General features: G+C 54.9%; 17 protein-coding genes. 13 read left to right on the plus strand and 4 right to left on the minus strand.

Annotated elements, in window-relative coordinates; translation table 11 throughout:
- Nucleotides 1–468: 468 nt before the first annotated feature.
- The 4 genes from KTH_RS16485 to KTH_RS16500 are packed head-to-tail and all read left to right on the plus strand — an operon-like array spanning nt 469 to nt 3,887.
- Nucleotides 469–897, plus strand: coding sequence for a helix-turn-helix domain-containing protein (locus KTH_RS16485; RefSeq protein WP_497620025.1), 429 nt, complete (start codon nt 469–471; stop codon nt 895–897).
- A gap of 33 nt (nt 898–930) precedes the next feature.
- Nucleotides 931–2,271: an MFS transporter gene (locus tag KTH_RS16490; protein ID WP_497620027.1), complete on the plus strand. Its 1,341-nt coding sequence runs from the start codon at nt 931–933 to the stop codon at nt 2,269–2,271.
- A complete protein-coding gene (locus KTH_RS16495; protein WP_497620029.1) occupies nt 2,243–3,022 on the plus strand; it encodes a lipoate--protein ligase family protein in 780 nt (259 codons plus the stop codon). The genes KTH_RS16490 and KTH_RS16495 overlap by 29 nt, the downstream gene beginning before the upstream one ends.
- 34 nt (nt 3,023–3,056) lie before the next feature.
- A complete protein-coding gene (locus KTH_RS16500; RefSeq protein ID WP_111318022.1) occupies nt 3,057–3,887 on the plus strand; it encodes a PIG-L deacetylase family protein in 831 nt (276 codons plus the stop codon).
- A 33-nt stretch (nt 3,888–3,920) separates the two neighbouring features.
- Here KTH_RS16500 and KTH_RS16505 read toward each other — a convergent pair whose 3' ends face one another.
- Nucleotides 3,921–4,847: a C39 family peptidase gene (locus tag KTH_RS16505; protein ID WP_111318025.1), complete on the minus strand. Its 927-nt coding sequence runs from the start codon at nt 4,845–4,847 to the stop codon at nt 3,921–3,923.
- Between the two features lie 262 nt (nt 4,848–5,109).
- Here KTH_RS16505 and KTH_RS16510 point away from each other — a divergent pair, with 262 nt between their 5' ends.
- Both KTH_RS16510 and KTH_RS16515 read left to right on the plus strand, forming a co-directional pair.
- Complete coding sequence (locus KTH_RS16510; protein WP_497620031.1) at nt 5,110–6,654, plus strand: asparagine synthase-related protein; 1,545 nt, start codon at nt 5,110–5,112, stop codon at nt 6,652–6,654.
- Between the two features lie 190 nt (nt 6,655–6,844).
- Entirely contained in the window at nt 6,845–7,558 is a 714-nt protein-coding gene (locus tag KTH_RS16515) for a metal-dependent hydrolase (protein ID WP_497620033.1), read from the plus strand.
- Between the two features lie 47 nt (nt 7,559–7,605).
- On the opposite strand, the gene KTH_RS16520 is transcribed toward KTH_RS16515, so the two are convergent.
- The 3 genes from KTH_RS16520 to folP all read right to left on the minus strand — a co-directional run bounded on the left by KTH_RS16520 (nt 7,606) and on the right by folP (nt 11,687).
- Entirely contained in the window at nt 7,606–9,228 is a 1,623-nt protein-coding gene (locus tag KTH_RS16520) for a long-chain fatty acid--CoA ligase (protein WP_497620035.1), read from the minus strand.
- 111 nt (nt 9,229–9,339) lie between these two features.
- Entirely contained in the window at nt 9,340–10,761 is a 1,422-nt protein-coding gene (locus KTH_RS16525; RefSeq protein WP_497620037.1) for a bifunctional folylpolyglutamate synthase/dihydrofolate synthase, read from the minus strand.
- Between the two features lie 50 nt (nt 10,762–10,811).
- Nucleotides 10,812–11,687, minus strand: a complete 876-nt coding sequence (gene folP / locus KTH_RS16530) for a dihydropteroate synthase (protein WP_497620039.1) — start codon at nt 11,685–11,687, stop codon at nt 10,812–10,814.
- Between the two features lie 333 nt (nt 11,688–12,020).
- Here folP and KTH_RS16535 point away from each other — a divergent pair, with 333 nt between their 5' ends.
- The 7 genes from KTH_RS16535 to ligA all read left to right on the plus strand — a co-directional run bounded on the left by KTH_RS16535 (nt 12,021) and on the right by ligA (nt 22,614).
- Nucleotides 12,021–12,524 carry a B-box zinc finger protein gene (locus KTH_RS16535; protein WP_497620041.1) on the plus strand — a complete coding sequence of 168 codons (504 nt, stop codon included), beginning with the start codon at nt 12,021–12,023 and terminating at the stop codon, nt 12,522–12,524.
- 138 nt (nt 12,525–12,662) lie between these two features.
- Nucleotides 12,663–13,778, plus strand: a complete 1,116-nt coding sequence (locus tag KTH_RS16540) for a polyprenyl synthetase family protein (protein ID WP_497620043.1) — start codon at nt 12,663–12,665, stop codon at nt 13,776–13,778.
- Between the two features lie 430 nt (nt 13,779–14,208).
- Nucleotides 14,209–15,858, plus strand: coding sequence for a putative manganese-dependent inorganic diphosphatase (locus tag KTH_RS16545; protein ID WP_111318046.1), 1,650 nt, complete (start codon nt 14,209–14,211; stop codon nt 15,856–15,858).
- A gap of 471 nt (nt 15,859–16,329) precedes the next feature.
- On the plus strand, nt 16,330–18,699 hold the full coding sequence (locus KTH_RS16550) for a sodium-translocating pyrophosphatase (protein ID WP_111318049.1): 2,370 nt from the start codon (nt 16,330–16,332) through the stop codon (nt 18,697–18,699).
- 268 nt (nt 18,700–18,967) lie between these two features.
- Nucleotides 18,968–20,035 (plus strand): phospholipase D-like domain-containing protein, encoded by a 1,068-nt coding sequence (locus tag KTH_RS16555; RefSeq protein ID WP_111318051.1) that lies wholly within the window; start codon nt 18,968–18,970, stop codon nt 20,033–20,035.
- 153 nt (nt 20,036–20,188) lie between these two features.
- Complete coding sequence (locus tag KTH_RS16560) at nt 20,189–20,476, plus strand: putative quinol monooxygenase (RefSeq protein ID WP_111318054.1); 288 nt, start codon at nt 20,189–20,191, stop codon at nt 20,474–20,476.
- 47 nt (nt 20,477–20,523) lie between these two features.
- Entirely contained in the window at nt 20,524–22,614 is a 2,091-nt protein-coding gene (ligA, locus tag KTH_RS16565; RefSeq protein WP_111318057.1) for an NAD-dependent DNA ligase LigA, read from the plus strand.
- Nucleotide 22,615: the final 1 nt, after the last annotated feature.

Genomic DNA, 22,615 nt, shown 5'->3' on the forward strand with positions numbered 1-22,615 from the left:
CACTTCCTTGTTTTTCCAACTAGGTTGACGGAGTTCGTCAGGCGGTAAACGCTATGACTATTGTACCACAGGGTTAGGGAATCTTGACCGCTTTTGCTTCTTCTCTCCCCCGATATTCTTCCTTTTCAGCAGCATTCAGGCACCTATCAAGCCTGTCAGACGCCTGCCTCCAACTCGCCTCGTACACTGCTTCTGCATGGTCACATCCTCGGCGCGTATTGCTTTGACGTTTACGTGAAGGTTATGCTATACTAAGGATGTACTTATACATATATGTGCAACCACACGGGAACCCTTTACCCACTTCAGTGGTCTTTCGCCACCTCAACGCCGCAGGAGAATCCGCGAAACGAGCCTTTGTCTGCTTTGGCCTCGACCCTGTTTCCCGTGTTCCAGCTATATATTTTGATATGCGCATATGCGCACCGATTGAGACTTATCTGTTTTAGAAGCGCACAGCAATGCATTATGTATAGAGATCTCAGCACCGACAAAAACAGTTATAGTATAGAGGATGTCGCCCGGATCACGGGTTTGACCAAACGTACGCTCCGTTACTACGAAGAAGTAGGTCTGCTGCCACCGACCGACCGCACCGAAAGCAACTATCGCCTCTATAGCTCACACGACATCACCAGATTAGAGCAGATTAAAAAACTCCGTGATTTGCTCGGCTTCTCACTTGCCGAGATTCGTGAGCTCTTGCAGGAAGCGGACGGGCAGGTCAGGACAGCTCATACTTCCAATGGCGAAACACATATCTGCAATGATGCAGCCTATTACCGGGTAATCCGGCTGATTGAGCAGCGCATCAGCGAACTGGAACATATGCGTTCAACGCTGCTCACCCGGCTGAAAAGCCAGGAATATCTACAAGGGGGTAATACACCATATTAGGTATCTGTTTTGTAATATTAGAAGGGAAGTGGCATGACAACAATCTCCACAAAAGAGGAGGAACTACAAGAACAGGATTTAGCCAGGATTGAGGCAAAGGTTGAGAAAGCGACAAAAGGGTTTCTTCGCACCTTCGCAGCCCTCAAGCATCGCAACTATCGCCTCTTCTTTACCGGGCAAATGATCTCACAAATCGGAACCTGGATGCAAACAACCGGCCAGGCGTGGCTGGTCCTGACATTGACCCATAGTGCCTGGGCCCTGGGCGTCATCGGGGCGCTTCAGTTCCTGCCCGTTATGATTTTCTCCCTCTTTGGCGGCGTCCTGGCAGATAAGCTACCCAAGCGCACCGTGCTTGTTTTTACCCAGACCGCTGCAATGCTTCAGGCCGCACTCCTCTGGACGCTGGTCATCACCGGAACCGTTCAGCTCTGGCACCTCTTCATTTTTGCTACCCTGTTAGGTCTGACGAACTCACTTGATATGCCGACGCGTCAGGCATTTGTTGCCGAGATGGTTGGCCGCGAGGACCTTCCGAACGCGGTCGCACTTAACTCGTCACTGGTGAATATGGCGCGTGTCGTGGGACCTGGCATCGGGGGGCTTTTAATCGCCTGGCTCGGCAATGCGCCACTCTTTCTGTTGAATGCGATTAGCTTTATCCCGGTGATTCTCGGTTTGCTGTTGATTGACGCGCGCAAGCTACATACGCATAACCTGTCCAATCATCCGAAATACGGGCGCAAGGTCAGCACCTTCCAGAGCCTTGCAGAGGGCTTTCGGTATATTGGCAAAACACCAATTATCTTGCTGGTCATCCTGGTACTTGGCAGTATCTCACTCTTTGGTATCAACTTTAATATTCTCATTCCCATCTTCGCGACCGATGTACTGCGGGGCGGTCCGGAAAGCTATGGTTTCCTGAGCGCTGCGTATGGGATCGGCTCGCTGATAGGCGCTCTTCTGCTTGCCTCGCGGAGCACTCGTTCACCGGTGGCGCAATGGTTGCTGCTCGGGATGGGCTTTAGCACGCTGGAAATCATGTTCGCATTCTCACACTGGTACTGGCTCTCGCTCATACTGATCGCGTTTGTGGGCCTGACACAGGTCTCCTTTACCGCGACAGCCAACACCACGCTTCAGACAGTGTCACCCGATCATCTGCGTGGTAGAATAATGAGCGTCTACATGTTAGTATTTGCCGGGAGCACTCCTATTGGTAACCTGCTTATGGGCGGTCTGGCAAATACCATCGGCGCCTCTCTGGGGCTGGCCGTTGGTGCGCTCCTCTGCCTCATTTCCGCCTTTATCGGCTGGGCCCTGCGTGCGCCCGCGGAGAAAAACATTGAACAGGTTTTGTACGCAAAACGCTAACTGGAACATTATCCCGCTGACCATTACCGATCAGCAACAACATATCGACCGCTATGAAACGCTCTTTGATAGCATTCGGCCCGGCGACCAGCCTATTCTGTACTGGTCGCTGGCCGAACGGCCCGGTCTGGTACTGGGCTTCTCACAGAAACAGGAGCATCTGAACCAGAGCGCCCTGGCCGAGCTTCAGATCCCCGTCTATCGCAGGCGTTCAGGCGGCACAACCGTCCTTGTGGGTCCCCAACTTCTCTGTCTGGATGTCATCCTGCCCCCCGATCACCCGCTGATTCAACATGATATCGTTGAATCCTACCGCTGGTTCGGGGAGGCCTGGGTTGCGGCACTACACCGCCTGGACATCGACACGGAAGTTATTTCACCGGAGGCGGCGCACGCGCAACGCGCCCTGCTCAAGCAGCCCGAAACGCAGGCATATGAGCGCCTGATGAACCGGGCCTGCTATGGCACGCTCTCACCCTATGAGGTTGTCACCGGACTGCGCAAAGTGGTCGGGCTCTGCATGGTACGCCGCCGCAGTGGAAGCCTGCTTCAAGCAGGGGTAGTGATGCACTGGGAGAGCGAGCTACTGGCCCAAACGCTCGGAACCACACCGGAAGAACAGGCCCTTCTCCGTGAAGGTCTCCCCAAAAGAGTTGCAGGACTGGATGAACTTGCAGGTCGAGCGGTCGGAATAAATGAGGTAATCAGAGCGTTTGAAGAAGTAGTCACGCCCGTACCCGAGGGCGCCTGACATCCTTCAATACTTTAGTGTGAGGTTCATTTTTATGGGAGATCGAAATGCTCCGGGAGCAGTACAGGTAGTCACCACTCCCGACTATGAGGCAATGGTCATCGGCGCTCATCCAGATGACGCGGACTTTGGCACAGCCGCTACAAGCGCTCTGTGGGCCAAGCAGGGCAAAAAGGTTGTCTGGGTTGTAATGACCGATGGTACAGAGGGTGGAGAGGTTCCCAGTATCCCCGATACCGAGTTTATGCTGATGCGAGAGCAAGAACAGAGGATGGCAGCGGAGGTGCTTGGCGTCAAACAGGTTGAATTCCTGCGCTTCCCCGATGGGCATCTGACCAATAGCGAGGCCGCACGCAAGGCAATCGTCAAGCTGATTCGCAAATATCGTCCCCGTGTTGTATTTACGCATGATCCTTCACAGCATATTCTTGCGCCTGACCCCAACACCGAACCCAACGCGACCGCCTATCTCAATCACCCGGACCACCGCGCAACCGGGAATATCGTCCTTGACGCCATTTTCCCGGCAGTCGGAAATCCTCGCGCCTATCGAGAATTACTGACAGAAGGATTAGAGCCCTATCGCGTTCATGAGCTCTATCTTTTCTTCAGCGCACAGATCAATACCTACGTTGATGTAACCGAGACGATTGATCTCAAGGGGAAAGCGCTTGAGTGCCATGTCACCCAGTTTGGCCCTGATGCTGATATGCACACGTCGATCAAAACTCGGGCAGCTGAGATCGCACGAGAGGCGAAAGAGAAGATGGGGCTGGATATGCAGTATGCAGAGGCATTCCGCCGGATCAAATTACACGTCCCACCTGCCGAGCCGCAGGAAGAGGCACCGACAGAAATGGCCTGATCAGGAGCAGGGACTATGAAGTCCCTGCTTTCTTTATTTTGGACTGGCAACAACTGCGAAGCCGACCCAGTACTTCAAGAAGGTCTTATAATCCATCACCTGCATGTTCAGACTGGATGAGTCGGCCAGAAACACCTGTTGCTTATTGGTATCTCCACCACGCACCACCAGCAAATGACCACCAGCCCAACGCTCAGGCGGAAAACCGATAATGATCGGATGGCCGCTGTTCGCGATCTTCACCAGATCAGCGGGAGAGGCCTTATTGAGCCATGTGGTCTTGAAGTTGAAGCGAGCAACTGTTCGGTCAATCCCCTGTGGTTCCAGCAAGCCCAGTTCAGGCGTGATGGCATGCACCGCGATCTCTTCCTTGAGGATGTCAGTGACGCGATACTGCTTATTTGCGCCATTCGCCTTGTTATACGAGTTGATTACCATCGTCATCGAGGCAGCGGAACAGGCCGAATATCCCCACGTCTCAAATTCCTGTTGCGAGCTGTATTGGTTCGGGTCAAGCTGACTCAACCGCGTCAGGAACTTCGAGGCAGGTCTTGCAGGGGGCATAATCGGTGAGGTGCTCGCGGAAGTTGGCGGTGTCTGCGAAACTGCTGCATCCGGCCACTGCATTGGCGTAATGCCCACATTGCCGGGCAGGACGACCTTATAGACCCAGAGGCCTGCAACCGAGAATGCCAGCAACAACAGAATCAGGCTCACGACCGTACGCGGCTTATGTAAGCCCAGAACCTCAGCCGCAGGAAACACAGAGGCGCTCGGTCCCGCTCGATAACCAGTTGTTGAGAGTGCGGCCCGAGGAGCCCGCACCAGCGCCGTCGAGCGACGCTGTACATTCCTGACTGTGTAGCGAGGAACGGAACTATGAAAGCGAGGGGAGAGCCAGAGGCCAAGTGCAACGATGACCAATGAGATGATGAGGAGTATGACGACGAGGCTAATCATCTTTCTCCTTCCCTGTAGAAAGCATGCCGGATGGGCTTACCATGCGCGTTCTCCTTATACCCCGGAAGTAGCCTGAAAGCGCTACGGGTATCCATTTTCTTTTAATCAAACTATACCATTACTTGCCAATATCGATCAATGGGCCGCTTCTGCTCCCCCCAATAGTCCCCTCTCCGCTGCCAAAAAGGGACAAACGTGCTATATGATGATGGTAGCAAGGTGAGGAGTCGCCCTGTAGAAAAGATGGTGAAGAGGTTCATTTATGGTACGACTGGCAGGCTGGATTACTGGCGAACAGGTTCCTGAAGATATTATTCGTGAGGCTCTGGAAGCAATGGGGACTGTGCTTGGTAGACATGGGACAGAGCCAACCTATAGCATTACTCCCGGCGCAGGACTGTTGACCTGTGTCGATCCTGCATATGCAGCACCCCAACGACACGAACCGCCTCTCCTCGACTGGGTGCCCGAACATCGCACGCTTACCTATCGCCGCCCCCTGAACGGTCAGCATGTGCTCTATTTTCTGCAAGATTGGCCCGCACAGGGGAATCTGGTCTTTGCCAGCGAGATCAAGGCGCTGCTGGCGCTCAACCCGCCACGTCGGCTCAACCTTGCTGCCCTGGCAGCGCTGCAACACTACGGCTTTCTGCCCGCCCCTTTGACCGCCTTTCGAGATATTCAGGTTGTGCCCGCGGGTGCGCTCCTTCGCTGGCAGCGTGGTAAAGTAGTCCTCAATCGAACAAGCGATCTCCTTCCAAAGGAGCTGGCCGAGGTCCCACTTGAAGAGCTCTATGACCAGCTTCAGCAGGCTACGACCGAGTATCTTTCCCCCGAACTGTTGCCCGTGGGTCTGGGAAGCGGAGGAAGCGCCTCAACCCTGGCGATTGCTCTCGCTGCCCATCTGCGCCCCTTTACCGTCGCTTCAATCGGCTGGAAGAAGCATGGTCCAGAATGGCAAATTGCCGAGCAGGTTGCAGAAGCCTGTGGCCTGCCCTGGCTGGCAGTTGGCAGAGTCGATCACCCGGACTACTGGGCCGCCACTATCGCCAGCCTGGAAAGCCCCTGTGTTGATGATACGGCGCTCACGCTCCATCAACTCCTGCATACGGCTGCCGTCGAGACACAGGCCCGTATCGCGCTTTCCGGGCTTGGTGCACGCCTGCTGCTTGGCGAACCAAAGCGCCCCACGAAAAGCAACGGCACACACTCTGAAAACCTTTTTTCGTACTATAAGAAGCAGCTCGGCATGACCACCGGCTCACTCTGGACGCAAGATGCCACTCGCATGCTTGAGGCTGAAACCGCCTGGGAAGAGACGTTATACGCTCGCAAGCTGGAACGTGCTGCCGGAAAGCTGGACGATCCGACCGCCTATCTTGAGTTGCACATGCGCCTTCCCGACCAGGTGGTGACACCGGCTCAACATCTGGCCTCACAGGAACAAATGGCTCTGCGCTCTCCTTATCTGCATCCGCACGTCATGCCACTACTGGTTCAGCTCTCACAAAAAACTCAAGCCTATACACAGCGCGATCACCCCTTTGCCCATCTGGTCAGAAAGCACGTCGCCAAAGGATTAGAAGCCAGATCCTCGCTCTCGCTGCATGGGCCCGTGACAACGCCGGAGAACCTGGAGCTGGTATATGATCTGATCGGGCCTGCGGCACTCCGTCAGACCGGTCTCTTTGATCCTGAAGCGCTCAAGGCCATACTCAAGCGACCTCAGACGGAAGAACATCGGAGAAAGCTGCTGCTCGTGTTTACCACACAGCTCTTTCTGCGTATCTTTCACGTGAGTATCTAGCAGGCAATAAAACGATAGCCCCATGCAAAACGGCGAAGGCCCCAGGGACGTGAAAGCAAGAGAGCATGCAACAGGGAGCAAATCCATGCTTATTGGACAGTTAGTGCAGTGGAGAGTATGATAAAAGGGGATGCCTTCCTGTAGCGGCACTCTCAGAAAATCAACGACTGCAACCGACGAAAGGAGCATTATGACACTACAATTGCAAGGGACAAAAATTACCTGGCTTGGTCATGCCACATTCAAAATCACAACCCCATCAAACAAGGTTATTTTGATCGATCCCTGGCTAGAGCATAACCCCGCCTGCCCGGCAGAGGCGCGCAAGTTTGAGCACCTCGACCTGATACTTGCCACCCATGGGCATTCCGACCATATCGGGGATGCCGTGGCAACCGCAAAGCAGTATAAGCCGCAGGTCATCGCTATCGTTGAGCTTGCGAACTGGCTTTCCAGCAAGGGCGTCGAAAACACGATCGGGATCAATAAAGGCGGTAGCGTGGTCATCGACAATATCACGATCAGCATGACTCACGCGCTACACACCTCCGGGCTTGAGGATGGCTCTTATGGAGGCGAACCAGCAGGCTATGTGATCGAGCTTGAGAATGGTCTGAAGATCTACCATGCAGGCGACACCATGCCATTCACTGATATGCAGATTATTCGCGAACTCTATGCACCTGATATCGCGATGCTGCCTATCGGCGATTTCTTCACGATGGGCCCACGCGGGGCAGCGCTGGCAACCCGGCTGCTCGGCGTCAAGCATGTGATTCCGATGCACTATGCCACCTTCCCGGTTCTGCGCGGCACCCCTGCCGAGCTACGCGAGGAACTGGGTAAACTCGGTCTGGATCAGGTTGAAGTCATCGAGATGAAGCCCGGCCAGACCATCAGCTAGAGTTCATACAAATACCTCCAGGGAAATCCCCTGGAGGTGCGGGCTGCTCAATCCAGCGGATAGGTTTCAAAGCGCTGGCGCAGCACCTTCTTATCGAACTTGCCTACACTGGTCTTCGGAATCGCTTCCACAAAAATGATCGCATCGGGGAGCGCCCATTTCGCCACCTTCGGGCGAAGATGCTCAAAGAGCTCCTCCGTGGTAATCTGGTCCGCGTATTCTGGCTTTGGCACGACACAGGCAAGCGGGCGCTCACCCCACTTTGGATGAGGCACACCGATCACACAGGCCTCAAGCACCTTCGGATGGCCCATAATCAAGCCCTCAAGCTCGACAGACGAGATCCACTCACCGCCCGACTTGACCAGATCCTTCGTGCGGTCGACAAGCTGTAACATCCCATTCTCATCGACCACAGCCACATCTCCAGTACGCAACCAGCCATCCGCGAACCTGGCAGCGAACCCGGTATCTTTGTAGTAGGCACGGGCTACCCAGGGCCCTCGCACCTGCAACTCTCCATAGCTCCGCCCATCCCAGGGCACTTGCTGACCGGTCTCCATATCCACAACGCGAAAATCCACACAGGCCGAGATCGTTCCCTGCGTGGCCTTGACCCGAAAGAGCTCGTCCAGCGACTGTTCAGCCTGTAAGCGCCGCGGACGGGCCATACTGGCCAGCGGAGAGGTTTCGGTCATTCCCCAGGCATGCAACAGATTGATCCCTTTGCGCGCCAGTCCCTCAATCAGACTCCGGGGCGCCGCTGACCCACCACAATAAATGGCGCGCAAGGCCGAGAGGTCATACTGCTCTCTTTCCAGCAGATGCAACAGCCCGATCCAGATAGTGGGAACTCCGGCGCTGATCGTTACATGCTGGCTCTCCATCAGCCGGGCCAGCCGTGCAGGATCCAGAAAGCGCCCCGGAAACACAAGGCTGGTCCCGGTGAAGGCTGCGGCATGCGGGATTCCCCAGGCGTTGGCGTGAAACATCGGCACAACTGGCAACGCCACATCCTGCTCACAAAGCCCCATGCCATCAGCCAGGCAAACACCAAGCGAGTGCAGGAAAATCGAGCGGTGACTGTAGACAACGCCCTTCGGGTTCCCGGTCGTTCCCGAGGTATAGCACATCGCGGCGGCGGTATCTTCCTCAAGCTGCGGCCATTCGTACACAGCAGGTTGCCCGGCCAGGAACGCTTCATAATCAACAGCCGGCTGTAGCGCCCCGGTACCATATGGCGCTTCGCCCATAATGACATAGAGTTGGACAGAGGGAAGCTGTGGAGCCAGTTTTTCCAGGAGGGGAACAAGGTCGCCATCGACGAAAATAAACTTATCTTCGGCCTCATTGATAATATACAGCAATTGGTCGACAAAAAGGCGAATATTGAGGGTATGCAGGACCGCCCCCATGCAGGGAACCGCGTAGTAGAGCTCAAAATGACGATACGTGTTCCAGCCAAAGGTAGCCACTCGATCACCCTGCTGCACGCCCGCCTGTCGCAGTGCGTTCGCCAGTTGCATCACCCGCTCACCCCACTCCTTGTAGGTGTAGCAGTGGGGCTCTCCCTCGGTCTGGGTGACAATCGTATTCCGCGAAAAAATGGTCGTTGCACGCGTAAAGGCATGATGCAGAGTGAGAGGGTAATTCATCATTAACCCTTGCATGTTTTCCTCCTCGCCTGGTAAACAGCCAGAATATGCGATGATCTACACGCAAGATTATATCATTACCCTCTCAAAATATCGATTACTACAGCATATTCACATACAGCGATCTTATGGATGGTCTATCCCCTCTATTTCACCCTGCGCTCGTTTATCCCCATGTGCAGCCGCCCACCGGAGCGCCTCACCGGTCAGATACACCGAACCCGTCACGCAGACCAGCGCATCGGTTCCAGCCTGACGCACTGCGAGATCAATGGCTGCGCTACTTGGCTCCGCACGAGACAGCTTCACCCGGGGAGCGTACTCCTGAAAGAGCGCTTCCAGTTCCGCGACAGGAGTGGCACGCGGATTCTGGACCGCCGTCAGTACAACCGTATCCACATCGGCCAGCGCGCGCACCATGCCGGACTGATCCTTATCGCGCAACGTCCCGAGGACCATCACCAGCCGCCGCGGTTCAAAGGAAGTATGAATTGCCTGAAGCAGCTTTTGCAGCGAATCGGTATTGTGGGCCGCATCCACCACAATCGTCGGATGCTGTCCGACAACCTGAATGCGTCCTGGCCAATGCACCGAGCGCAGGCCCTCGCGAAGCGCGGCCTCATCCCAGACAATTCCTTTCTGGCGCAACTGTTCCAACGTTGCCAGCGCCGCCGTCGCATTCTCAAGCTGATGCTCACCCGCCAGCGCCAGTTCAAGATCAGAATAGACATGCTCAGGCGTCCAGACCGTAAAGATCTGATGCTCGCCTCGCCTCTCCTGAAGCCGATAGCGATAGTGAAGCGGAGGCAGAGCGCCGCTTTCGACTTCGGCCTGCGCCGGGTCAACCTCCGCATGTCCTGCACGAATCAGCCGAGCCTGACGCAGTGCCGCAATTCGCGCAATCGCCAACAACGCCTCAGGAGCCTGAGCCGATGTGACCACCAGCCCATCTGGTTTGATAATGCCCGCCTTCTCGGTCGCGATCTTCTCAAGCGTGTCTCCAAGCACGGCCATATGATCATAGCTGATCGAGGTAATCACCGACACCAGCGGATGCGTGATATTGGTGGCATCGAGCCGCCCACCAAGCCCGACTTCAACCACGGCATGTTGTACCTGCTGACGCGAGAAGTAGAGGAAGGCCAGCGCAGTACCGATCTCATAGGTGATAAACGGGCCAAACTCCTGCCGGGCCCGTACGGCCTCCACAGCCTGTTGAATCGTCGGGATCAGGGACGCAACCTCATCTTCACTGATCAAGCGCCCGTTGACGCGCATGCGTTCCCGGAAAGTATGCAAATCGGGCTGCGTATACAGGCCAGTGCGTACAGAAGCCGCCCGCAGCACACTCTCAATGATTGCAGCGGTTGAGCCTTTGCCCTTTGTGCCCGCAATCAGAGTATTGGTATAGTCCTGGTGGGGATTGCCAAGAGCCTCAAGCAGGGCCGCAATGCGCGGCAGATTCTCCCCACGGTCACGCGTATACTTGCCACTGCGCTCATAGTCGCTAAAGCCGTAGATATACGCAAGTGCATCCTGGTAGTTCACGAGTTCCACTGATTCCTTACTAGCAAGTTTCTGGTTTGCAAGATCACGCGTTACTCAAGGGCAAATGAGCCACGCACCACAGCATCGCTCATTCTAGCAACGCGTAGCATTTCACGTACATCATGCACGCGCACAATATCGGCACCCTGCGCAATGCCAAGTGCGACCGTCGCGGCAGTCCCTTCCAGGCGCTCGGAGGCAGGCAAGCCGCCAAGAATACGCCCGATATGCGACTTACGCGAGGTGCCAAGCAGGATGGGGCGCCCAAGCGAACGAAGCTCCCCGAGCCGTCGCAGCACCGTAACATCCTCTTCAGGCGTCATTCCGAAGCCGATTCCGGGATCAATAATAATGCGCTCCCACTCCACGCCGGCGGCCAGAGCCTTATCAATGCTCGTCGAGAGAAAGCGCAAGATATCACTGATAATGTCACGTTTCTTGGGGATGCCACGCATATTCGCCATCAGCACCACAGGTACACCCTGTTCTGCCGCTACGACCGCCATATCAGGATCATACTGAAAGCCCCAGATATCATTGATAAGATTTGCGCCCGCAGCGATCGCCTGTTCCGCCACAATCGCTTTATAGGTATCAATCGAGATGATCGTCTCCGGGGGAAGCTCTCGCCGCATAGCGCGAATCACCGGAATCACGCGGGCCAATTCCTCCTCAGCCGAGACCCTGGGAGCATGGGGACGCGTTGACTCGCCACCGACATCGATAAACGTCGCGCCCTCCCCGGCAAAGTGTTGCGCCTGGGAGACTGCTTGTTTGACCACCTCCTCAACGGTTAGATCAGCCTGCTTGAGACCATCACCTGAAAAAGAATCGGGGGTCGCATTGACGATTCCCATGATATAGGTCCGAGTTCCCCACTCCAACTGGTAGGGGCCCCAGGTTGTAGGTGCTAGTGGTTGGGACATGGACATATCCTCACTTACAACAGCTTCAAAAAGAAACAAGGATACAATAATACCATCCCTTATCATAACCTGTGGGCAAAACGAAGGCAAACAAAAGCTGCCGCTTCTTCCTGCTTTCACCTCCTCTTACCTCTCTTCAGCCAGAAAACAGGAGGGCCAGAGAACAGAGCAGAAGGCAAGCTATATGCCGATATGCCCATTTTTCTCTTTCCCCGATAAGCAACATGCTATAATAGCAGAGAGAAACCTTTCCATACGGCCTCTACGTAAGAGAAGAGAGCGCCTCTAGAGCGCTCTGCCTGAAGATACAAAGTAAAGAAAAGAGAGAAGCATATGCCGAAGGTGAATCGCACAATACGCGAGGGCAGACAGCTCCATAAGGTCGTTGCCTCACGCCGCTGCCGGGAATGCGAAGAGGAAGCCCTGGGGCGTTGTCCCGACTGCAATCTGAGCTTCTGTCAGGAGCACTTTCCGAAACAGCATCATTCCCCCTGCGCGGAACGCCAGATGAGGCTTGCACAGGAACAGATCTGTTATGTGTGTGGCATTCAGGTCTACCCCGATCAGTGGTCAATCTCCCGCACCTCGCACTTTGTCGATAACTTTTTCTGTCGCGGCTGCGGACGGCATATCTGTGACGAGCTGCATACCCAGCGCAAGTCAGAGGATGTCACGATTATCCGCGACGGGATGCGAGGCCATCGTTACCAGTATGTGAACCGATATTGTGACCTCTGTTCACCCCTGCACTTTGTTGGCGGCCTCAAAGGGCTGGCTCGAACCCTCGTTGCTCTAGGAACTGTTGCTGCCGCTGTCTTCTTCTACTTCCATCCCTAAAAAACTGCTATAATCTAATAGAGAAGTCACGGGAGAAAAATACCCCCTTCCTCTTTCCAACACAAAAGCAGAGAAGCAAGCAAGGAGAGAGGAAGGGCCGTTCTTCATTATTCAAAAACAGGGAAGAATTCTGTTAGCATGACCTTATCACCAACTCTCTACGCGACATTAACGCGCTATCAACAGCACATCAGTGACGCTCTCAAGGCCAGCTTTGAGCGCATCGCGGCAGATCCCGCCACCGTCCAGAGCGCGAACGACCTCGCCCCCTATTACGGGCAGATGCGTTACCATCTCGGTTGGGTTGATGCCAGCTTCACGCCGACCAGCAGCAATCCGGGCAAGCTCCTGCGCCCGACCCTGTTGCTCCTCGCCTACGAAGCTGCCGGGGCCTGGGGACTGTCCAACGAGCAGGATTATCTTGAACGGGCGCTCCCGGCTGCCGCCTCAGTCGAGCTGACCCATAATTTCACGTTGATTCACGATGATATCGTTGATGGCGATAAAGAACGACGCCACCGCCGCACTCTCTGGAGCATCTGGGGAGCCTCACACGGCATTAACAGCGGAGATGGTATGTTTGCCCTCTCACGGCTTGCCCTCTGGGATGTGCTGGAAAAAGGCGTTGAGGGCGAGATTGCAGCCCGGCTCGGGCGTGTCCTCGACCGAAGCTGCCTGACCCTTGCCGAAGGCCAATATCTGGACATGAGCTTCGAGGATCAGACCGAGGTCTCGACAGCCATGTACATCGATATGATACAACGCAAGACCGCAGCGCTCATGGCCTGTGCAGCCGAGATGGGCGCGATGCTTGGCACCCGGGATCAGGCCACTATTGAGAGCCTGCGAACCTTCGGCGAAGCGATCGGTCTGGCCTTTCAGGTACGCGATGATCTGCTTGGCGTCTGGGCAACTACCGCCGAACTGGGCAAGACTGAAGCAGGCGACATCTATCGACGCAAGAAAAGCCTGCCCATCCTTCATGCGCTCGAACAGGCCAGCGCCGAGGATCGAGCAACGCTTCAGCAGATCTACCAGCAGCAGGAGCCACTGAGCACCGAGCAGGTTCGTACCGTGCTGGAATGCATGGAGCGCACAGGCACCCAGGCGTATTGCCGTACTTTCCTGAGTCAGTATTGTCAGCGGGCATACAAGGCCCTTGCACAGGTTCCCAGACAGAACAATCCGGTCGCTCAACGCGCACTGGATGATATGGAGGTCATGGTGCGCTTCGTCGAAGAGGCGGCACACTAAAACCAGACTCGATGAGGCCTCTCCTGTCGGGGAGGTCTTTTTCGCTTGTTTGTGTGACAGAACAGGCCAGCGAATGGAAGCAGGCATTTCACCGTCTTTCTACCACTCTTTATACTAAAAATGGAGGGGGTAAGATGCGGACAGCAGAGGGACCTGATCCATGTGCTGGCGTGCTCTTTCAGCAAAGAAGCAAGAAAGCGGCATACTGAAAAGCATCTTTCGACACAAATCGGCTTGTAAAGAGGCTTCATCTATCAGCAAATGGCTGTGGTAAAATGGGGCAGATCTACGTAAGAAATCAACTCACGCGTCAGATACAGCTAAGATAAGCTTGACGGCATGCCGCATTCAAGAGATAATTCGAGAGTCACCAATTCCCTACATCAAAAGTGACTAGAAAAGACCCCAAAATTTCGGAGTGAGTAACCAAATGGCACAGCCAATATACGTAATTGGACATAAAAGCTCAGATATGGATTCGGTGGCCTCAGCATATGCCTATGCTCGGCTTCTACAGATGCAGGGAAACGAGAACGCCATTCCCGCCCGCAATGGAAAATTGAAGCCGGAAATTCGCTTTGTGCTCGACCGCTATAACGTTACGCCTCCTGAAGCTCTCGACGATGTCTACCTGCAAGTCAGAGATGTCATGCGCCGTGGCGTTATTTCTGCTCATATCGATCAGCCCTTACTTGAAGCAGGCCAGCTCCTTCAGGAGCATGAGCGCCGCTCAATGCCCGTCATCGATGCAGACAACAAGGTACATGGTATTATCACCAACGAGGACTTCGCCAAGCTCTTCTTCAATGATCTTGATCCACAGTCCGTTAACCGGATTCCCCTGCATAAAGAGAATCTGGTCAAGGTGCTGCGTGGTCGCGTGCTGGTTGAGGGACGCAAGCCATTAGGCAACCGCATCCTTGTTGGCGCGATGGAAGCCGAGACCATGACCGAGTACATTGAGCCGGGATGCCTCGTCGTGGTTGGCGATCGCGAAGACGCACAGCTCACCGCCATCGAAAATGGTGCCGCCGCCCTGGTCATTACCGGTGATCTGCTCGTCTCAGAAAAGACCCTCTCTGCCGCCCGGCAGCATGGAGTTATGGTCATCAGCACAGGGCATCACACCTTTACCGCCGTTCGCCTGATCAATCTGAGTATTCAGGTTCAGGATATTATGAACCGCGACTTTGAGTTCTGCCACCCGGAGGATCTGCTTAGCGAGATCAAGGGATCCATCATGCGACACCGCTCGCTGCCCGTCGTCGACGCTGACAACCGGCTGGTTGGCTACGTGTCCCGCACAGACCTGATCAAGCCGCGTCCGAAGCGGGTGGTTCTGGTTGACCATAACGAGCGCTCGCAGGCCGTTGATGGCATCGACGAAGCCGAACTCCTCGGCATTATCGACCATCACCGCATTGCCGATGTCTACACCAGCAAGCCGATCATGTTCCGCGCTGAACCGGTAGGCTGCACCGGCACAATCATCACCAAACTCTATCATGAAGCGGGGATCGCCATTCCGCGCGAGGTTGCCGGACTCCTGCTCGCTGGTCTACTCTATGACACGCTGATCCTGCGCTCTCCCACCTGCACCCCGACCGATGAGCAGGTAGCAGCCGAGCTGGCCGCCATCGCCGGAGAAGATATCGAGGAATATGGACAGGCCATTTTTGCCGCCGCCGCCAGCGAGCTCAACGAGAAGGACGCCGAGGAACTGCTGACCTCCGATTTCAAGGAGTTCAATGTGCGCTCCGGTAAGTTCGCTGTAGGCACCGTCGAGACCGCCAGCCCGGCCACTGTCGAGAAGCGCCTACCTGAACTGCTCGATACGATGAAACGGCTCTCCAAAGAGCGCAACTACACCGCCTTCATGTTCATGATCGTTGACATTCTGAACATGCGCTGCCGCCTGCTGCTCCACAACTGCGAGGCCGCTGCCTCCGAGGTCTTCAATGCGCCATTGGAGAAAGATGGTCACTCTATCGTGGTTGAGGGTCTCGTCTCGCGCAAGAAGCAGGTTGTACCGGCCCTGCCACGGATCGAGGCCGCGATGAACACCAAAGACGAGAAATAATGTCTGCTTCGTCTGCCACTCGCCTGAGTCGCGGGTGGCATAGCCTTTTTTTGGAAGCGTTTTTCATTTGAGTGAGAATAGAAAAGCGCTTCCATTTTCCACTACTATGAATTGAAATATCAATATACTGTCCCCTTGCCGGCCCTGCCCTTCTCAACACGATTCATGCCTATTTCTCTTTCTTCTAAGCAAGGAACACACTCTTCTTCTGTTTTCTCAGAAAAGCACATCTATACAAATTTTTCCCTTTATACTCGACAAATATACACGTATTTCCGGCATTGCCTGTATAATCAAGCGAGCAGAAAGCGCCCGATCGACAGGAAATTTACCAGAATAGATTCATTACAAAAACCATATATGTGTAAATAGGATAAAATTCTCTTGTCACAGAATACGCGCATATGTTACACTATCTTTCGATTCTCCCTCTCTACCAGAGAGAGGGAAGCTGCATCACCTTTTTTTACAATGATTGTAGGAGGGACGTTCAGTCATCGTAAGACACAAGCCGAATGCGTGAGTGTCAGCGCTCACGCGGCTTCGCTTCGAGTCAGGCTTCGTGAAAGGAGGCTGTCTATCGTGACCAACTACATCTGGGTTCCCATAGGCATAGGGCTACTGGCAATTCTTTTCGCGGCCTTCCTTGCCAACTATGTTTTACGTAAGGATACCGGCACCCCGGCCATGCAAAAAGTGGCAGACGCTATCTTTAAAGGGGCAATGGCATTCTTGCACAGGCAATATCGCACCATCGCCGTACTCTCCATCTTTGCCGCAATCCTCGTAGCAGGCGTACTGTATCTCTTGAGTCAGGGGAGTCTGGCCCAGAAATGGGATCTGGCCTGGCACACCGCGGTTGCCTTCCTGATCGGCGCTCTCTGCTCTGGTATCTCTGGCTACATCGGCATGTACGTAGCGGTCAAATCCAACATCCGTACAGCCAGCGCGGCCCGGCGGAGCCTGGGAGAAGCGTTAACTGTGGCCGTACGAGGCGGAGCGGTCTCCGGCTTTCTGGTTGTTGCCCTCTCCTTGCTTGGTGTCTCCCTGCTTTTTACTGCCTACGGAGGCCTGACCAACCCGCAGCTTGCCCCCTCCCTGATTGTCGGGTTCGGTTTTGGCGCGAGCTTTGTTGCCCTCTTCGCCCAGCTCGGCGGCGGCATCTACACCAAAGCGGCTGATGTTGGCGCTGATCTGGTCGGCAAAGTGGAAGCCAACATCCCCGAAGACGACCCACGCAACCCGGCCGTGATTGCTGATCTGGTCGGCGATAACGTGGGAGACTGTGCGGGCCGTGGCGCCGACCTCTTTGAGTCAACCGCCGCCGAAAACATTGGCGCGATGATTCTGGGCGTCAATCTCTATCTGGCGACACATAATATTGGCTGGATTCTCTTTCCGCTGGTCGTTCGCGCCTTCGGGCTGATCGCCTCGGGCATCGGCATTATGTGGCTTCGCCCCTCAATTGTGACCGAGCCGGACAAGGCAGCAGGTCGCGACCCCGGCGAAATCGCCATGAAGCAGCTCAACGTCGGCTACTGGATTACCTGCATCCTCTCGGCCATCGGCGTTGTAGCTGGCAGTTATCTCTTGCTGCAAGGGACGGGCGTCACCGGCAACTACAACATTCCCGGCTGGCTCTGGTTCGGTTTCTCGGGTATCGTGGGCATTTTGCTGAGCGTTGCCTTTGTCTACATCACCCAGTACTACACCGCCGGTACCTGGCGTCCCGTGCGCGAAATCGCCGCCTCCACGCTGACCGGGCCGGCCACGACAATTATTACAGGCATCGCCATCGGCTTTGAGTGCACCGCCCTGCCAGTGCTGGCGATCAGTGGCGCACTGGGCCTCTCCTTCTTTTTAGGGAGTCAGGTCACGATGCCAGCGGTCGCGGGCGTGCCGATGGTCATCAGCCCGGGTGGCATTTTTGGCACTGCCGTCGCCACAATGGGCATGCTGATGAGCTGCGCGTACATTCTGGCAATGGATACCTTCGGGCCTATCACCGATAACGCGGGCGGCATTACCGAAATGGGCGGACAGGCCGAAGCAGTGCGTGACATTACCGACGCACTCGATGGCGTGGGTAATACCACCAAAGCCCTGACCAAAGGGTACGGCATCGGGTCCGCGGCACTAGCAGCCTTTCTGCTCTTTACCGCCTACCTGGACGAGCTCTTCCGCCACAACCCGACGCCTGATGTCTATCGGGTCGATCTGGCTGATATCTCGGTCTTTATTGCCTCGCTCATCGGGCTGACATTGATCTTCTTCTTTAGCTCGTTAGCGATTCAGGCCGTGGGCAAGGCAGCAAAAGCAATGATTGAAGAGGTGCGGCGTCAGTTTCGCGATAACCCCAAGATTATGGCCGAAAATGTGGCCGATCGAGCCGACCCCGACTATGCCCGTTGTGTTGATATCAGCACGAAGGGCGCGTTGCGGGCAATGGTCCTGCCCGGACTGGTGGCCGTACTGACACCAATCGCAGTAGGGGTAATTCTCGGTCCTCATGCCGAAGCAGGCCTGCTGATGGTCGGGACAATGGGCGGCATCGTGCTTGCACTCTTCCTGAATAATGGCGGCGGCGCCTGGGATAATGCCAAGAAATACATTGAGGCGGGATATCTCCGTGTCAATGCTCAGGGCGAGATGGTCGACCGTGCCGAAGCCGGGGCGCTGGTTCTGGGCAAAAAGAGCGAGCCCCATAAGGCCGGTGTGGTCGGTGACACCGTTGGTGATCCCTTCAAGGATACCGCCGGTCCCTCGCTGCATGTGCTGATCAAGCTACTGAGCACGATCACACTTGTGCTTGCTCCTTTGTTTATCGCCCTCCATCCGTAAGATGGTGCAAGGGGAAAGCTCGTTCGGGCTTTCCCCACCTGATTCGTGCCGACAAAGCCCTGTCGACATGATATGATGTGACTGCACCATCTGAAAGATCCGCCACTCTTTCAGCAAAAAGGATATCCATTTCCGGTTTTCTTTCATTAAGAACATATACCTGTTTCGTGAACAGGAGTAGGGATGCACAGCGCGTAAGCGTTGTCAAGAACGGGATAGAAAGGAGTGCCTGTCGGGCACAAAAAGCGTAGACAGGTATCAAAAACACATGACACAGAACCACTCCCGGAAAAAGTCAGTAATTGCCAGCACCTTTCTGGCATTACTGCTGCTCTGTCTGATTCTGGCCAGTTGCACAGGAAATCCAACGACAAGCGGACAAAACCAGCAGAGCGAAGACAACACACCAACCTCGTCAAATGGCGCAAACGATGTTGATGTGTTTGTTGAGCCAGACGCGGGCTATCAGGTCATCACCGATGCGATCAGCAGCGCGAAAAAGTCAGTCTGGGTTCAGGTCTATCTCCTGACCGAGCCAAACGTGATAAGCGCACTGCAATCGGCGGCGAAAAAAGGCAAAGACGTGCGGGTAATGCTGGAAGATAACCCCTATGGCGGTGGTGGTGCAGCCAAACCACAGGAGACAATGGACAAGCTCAAGGCGGCGGGAGCACAGGCAAAAGCGACCAACCCCAAATATCGCCTGACCCACTCCAAGCTCATGATTCTTGACGGCACAACAGCCTACATTATGACGGCCAATCTGACCAAGTCAGCGCTTGGCGGCAGCAGCAGCGCAGCGAACCGCGAATATGGCATCATTGACAAAAACCCTCAAGACGTGAAGGTCCTCATCGACATGTTCAACGCCGACTGGGATCGCAAGGATTTCTCGTTTGATAATCCAAACCTTGTGCTCAGTCCGTTGAACTCACGCAGCCACTTCCTGTCAATCATCAACAATAGCAAAAAGACCTTGCTGGTCGAGGCAGAAGAGATGCAGGATGATGAGGTTGAAAACGCTCTCATTGCAGCCGCCAAGCGAGGCGTTCAGGTACAGGTCATTGTGCCAAAGCCACGTTCAATGGACAACAATGACGAAGGTATCAAGCATATCAAGAAAGGCGGCGTCAAGGTGAAGTTTGCGGGCAAGCTCATCATGCACGCCAAGATATTCGTTGCCGATGGACAGCTTGGCTTTGTCGGCTCCGAGAACATCTCTACCTCGTCGCTGGACAAGAACCGGGAGGTTGGTATTCTCGTTACTGACCCCGATGTCCTCTCCACGTTGCAAAAAACCTTCTCGACAGATTGGGATACAGGCAAAGCAGCCTGAGCCACAGAGCGAGAGCAGGGGCTTCTGCTCTCGCTCTGCTTTTCTCTCACACCCTATACCAGACAGGCAATTCATGATAGGATATCAAGAGGCTGAAGCAGTGCGGTCTTCTCTCGCCAATTGGAACGTCTTAGTATCAAGGGAGGATGAAACATGGTAACAGAGATTGCCCTTTTTACCGCTATCCCGGGCAAAGAAGAGGAACTAGGACAGGCAATTATCAAAGGACTGGATACGATCCGGGAGCACCCTGACTGTATTTCGGCTCACGCAACCCGCTGTATTGAGCATCCCGGACGCTACATGGTTACAAACGTCTGGACATCCCTTGAGGCACATACCGTTGATTTTCGGGGTGGTCCCCTCTTTACACAATGGCGCAAGACAATCGAGGGCCTGTATGAAGGACAGCCAGACGTTTTCCACTATCAGGCCTTCTAAAAAGAAGAGAAGATCAGGCATAAAAAAATCAGGAGCAAAGAGAGAGAATGCAGAACGAGACGCCTGAAGGACAGAAGCAAGCGGCAGGCACTCAGGGGACACTCTGGGAACAGCAACCACCAAAGGATGAAAATCAGCTCGCCGCTCATGTGGAGAAGCTGCGGCATCAGATCGAGGAGGCCAACTATCAATACTATATCGAGGACAACCCGACCCTGACTGATGCCGAATATGACCAGCTCATGCGGGAACTGCAACAGATCGAGCAGGAACACCCCGAGCTGGTCTCACCAGAATCGCCCACACAGCGAGTCGGCAGCACACCAACACAGGAAGTTCCCCAGCATCGGCATCCGGTCCCGATGTTAAGCCTCGCCAATGCACGCAACGAAAAAGAGCTGCGCGAATGGTACAAACGCGCAAAAAACATTCTTCCCGACGCGACCTTTTCTTACGTCTGCGAACTCAAAATTGATGGTCTGGCAATGGCTCTGACCTATGAAAAAGGAAAGCTGACAATTGGTGCGTCCCGTGGTGATGGTATGGTCGGTGAGGACTGGACCCCCAACGTGCGCACCATTCGCACCATCCCGCAACGCCTGCGCGGCGACAGAATCCCAGATCGAGTCGAGGTGCGCGGCGAAATCTATATGTCTATCGATAGCTTTGAGAAGCTCAACGCCGAGATCACCGGTGGCAAGCTCTTTGCCAATCCACGGAACGCCGCTGCCGGCTCGCTGCGCCAGAAGGACCCGCGTATTACCGCGAGCCGTAATCTGAACTTCTTTGGGTATCAGATCGGCTATATTGACGGAATGCAGGTTCACTCGCAGTGGGAGACACTACAACTGCTCAAAGAATGGGGCTTCCCTGTCAACCCGAATATTCAGCTTGCGCACTCGCTGGATGAGGTGCTTGAGTACTGCAACAAATGGGAAAATGAGCGCTTCAACCTGCCCTATGAGATTGATGGCGTGGTTATCAAAATTAATGATCTGGCACAGCAGGAAGAGCTGGGGGTTGTTGCACGTGATCCTCGCTGGGCGATTGCCTTCAAATATCCACCAACACAGGTCGCAACCAGGCTCCTGGATATTCGCGTCAATGTAGGACGCACCGGCTCGCTGAACCCGTGGGCCATGCTTGAGCCGATCAACATTCGTGGCGTGACCGTCTCGCGGGCTGCCCTGCACAATGAAGAAGATATTCAGCGGAAAGACCTGCGCATTGGTGACTGGGTACTGGTGCAGCGCGCCGGTGAAGTGATTCCCCAGGTCGTCAAGCCCGTCATCGAGCGCCGAACCGGTCAAGAAGAGGTGTACCATCTACCGGAAAACTGCCCGCGCTGTGGCACGAAGATTGTGCGTATTCCAGATCAGGCAATGGCTTATTGCCCGAATCCGCACTGTCCGGGACGCAACTTTGAGAGCATCACACACTTTGTCTCGAAGCCAGCAATGGACATCGATACTATCGGCGAAAAGACCTGCGAGCAGCTTGTTGATGCAGGCCTGATCCAGACCGTCTCTGACTTCTACAACCTGACAAAAGACCAGCTCTTGCAGCTTGAGGGCGTCAAAGAGAAGAGCGCAAACAACATGATTGGCGCGATCGAGGCCAGCAAGAGTCGCCCGTTCTCGCGGTTGCTCTTCGCTCTGGGCATTCGCTACGTCGGTGAGAAGACCGCGCAGATTCTGGCAAACACCTTCGGCGACATCGACCAGCTGATGAATGCCTCTGAGGAGCAGATCAACGCCATTCCGGGCATCGGTCCGAAGATCGGCCATAGCGTCTATACATGGTTCCAACAGCCCGCGAATCGGGACCTGATTCAGCGCCTGCGCGCGGCTGGCGTGAATATGAAGGAAGAGCGTCACGGTCAGGATGGCCCGCTTGCCGGTCAGACCTTCCTGCTTACCGGTCGCCTATCCAGCATGTCACGCCCGAAGGCAGAGGAAGCAATCAAGCAGCTCGGCGGCACCATCGCAACGGGTGTTAGCAAATCGCTCAATCATCTGATCGTCGGAGAAGATGCCGGTTCCAAGCTGGCAAAAGCACAAAAAGCCGGCGTCCCCGTCCATGACGAGCAGTGGCTACTCGATCTGCTTGCCCAATATCAGCAGAAAGCCGAGGCATAGC

The organism is Thermosporothrix sp. COM3, from assembly GCF_059696735.1.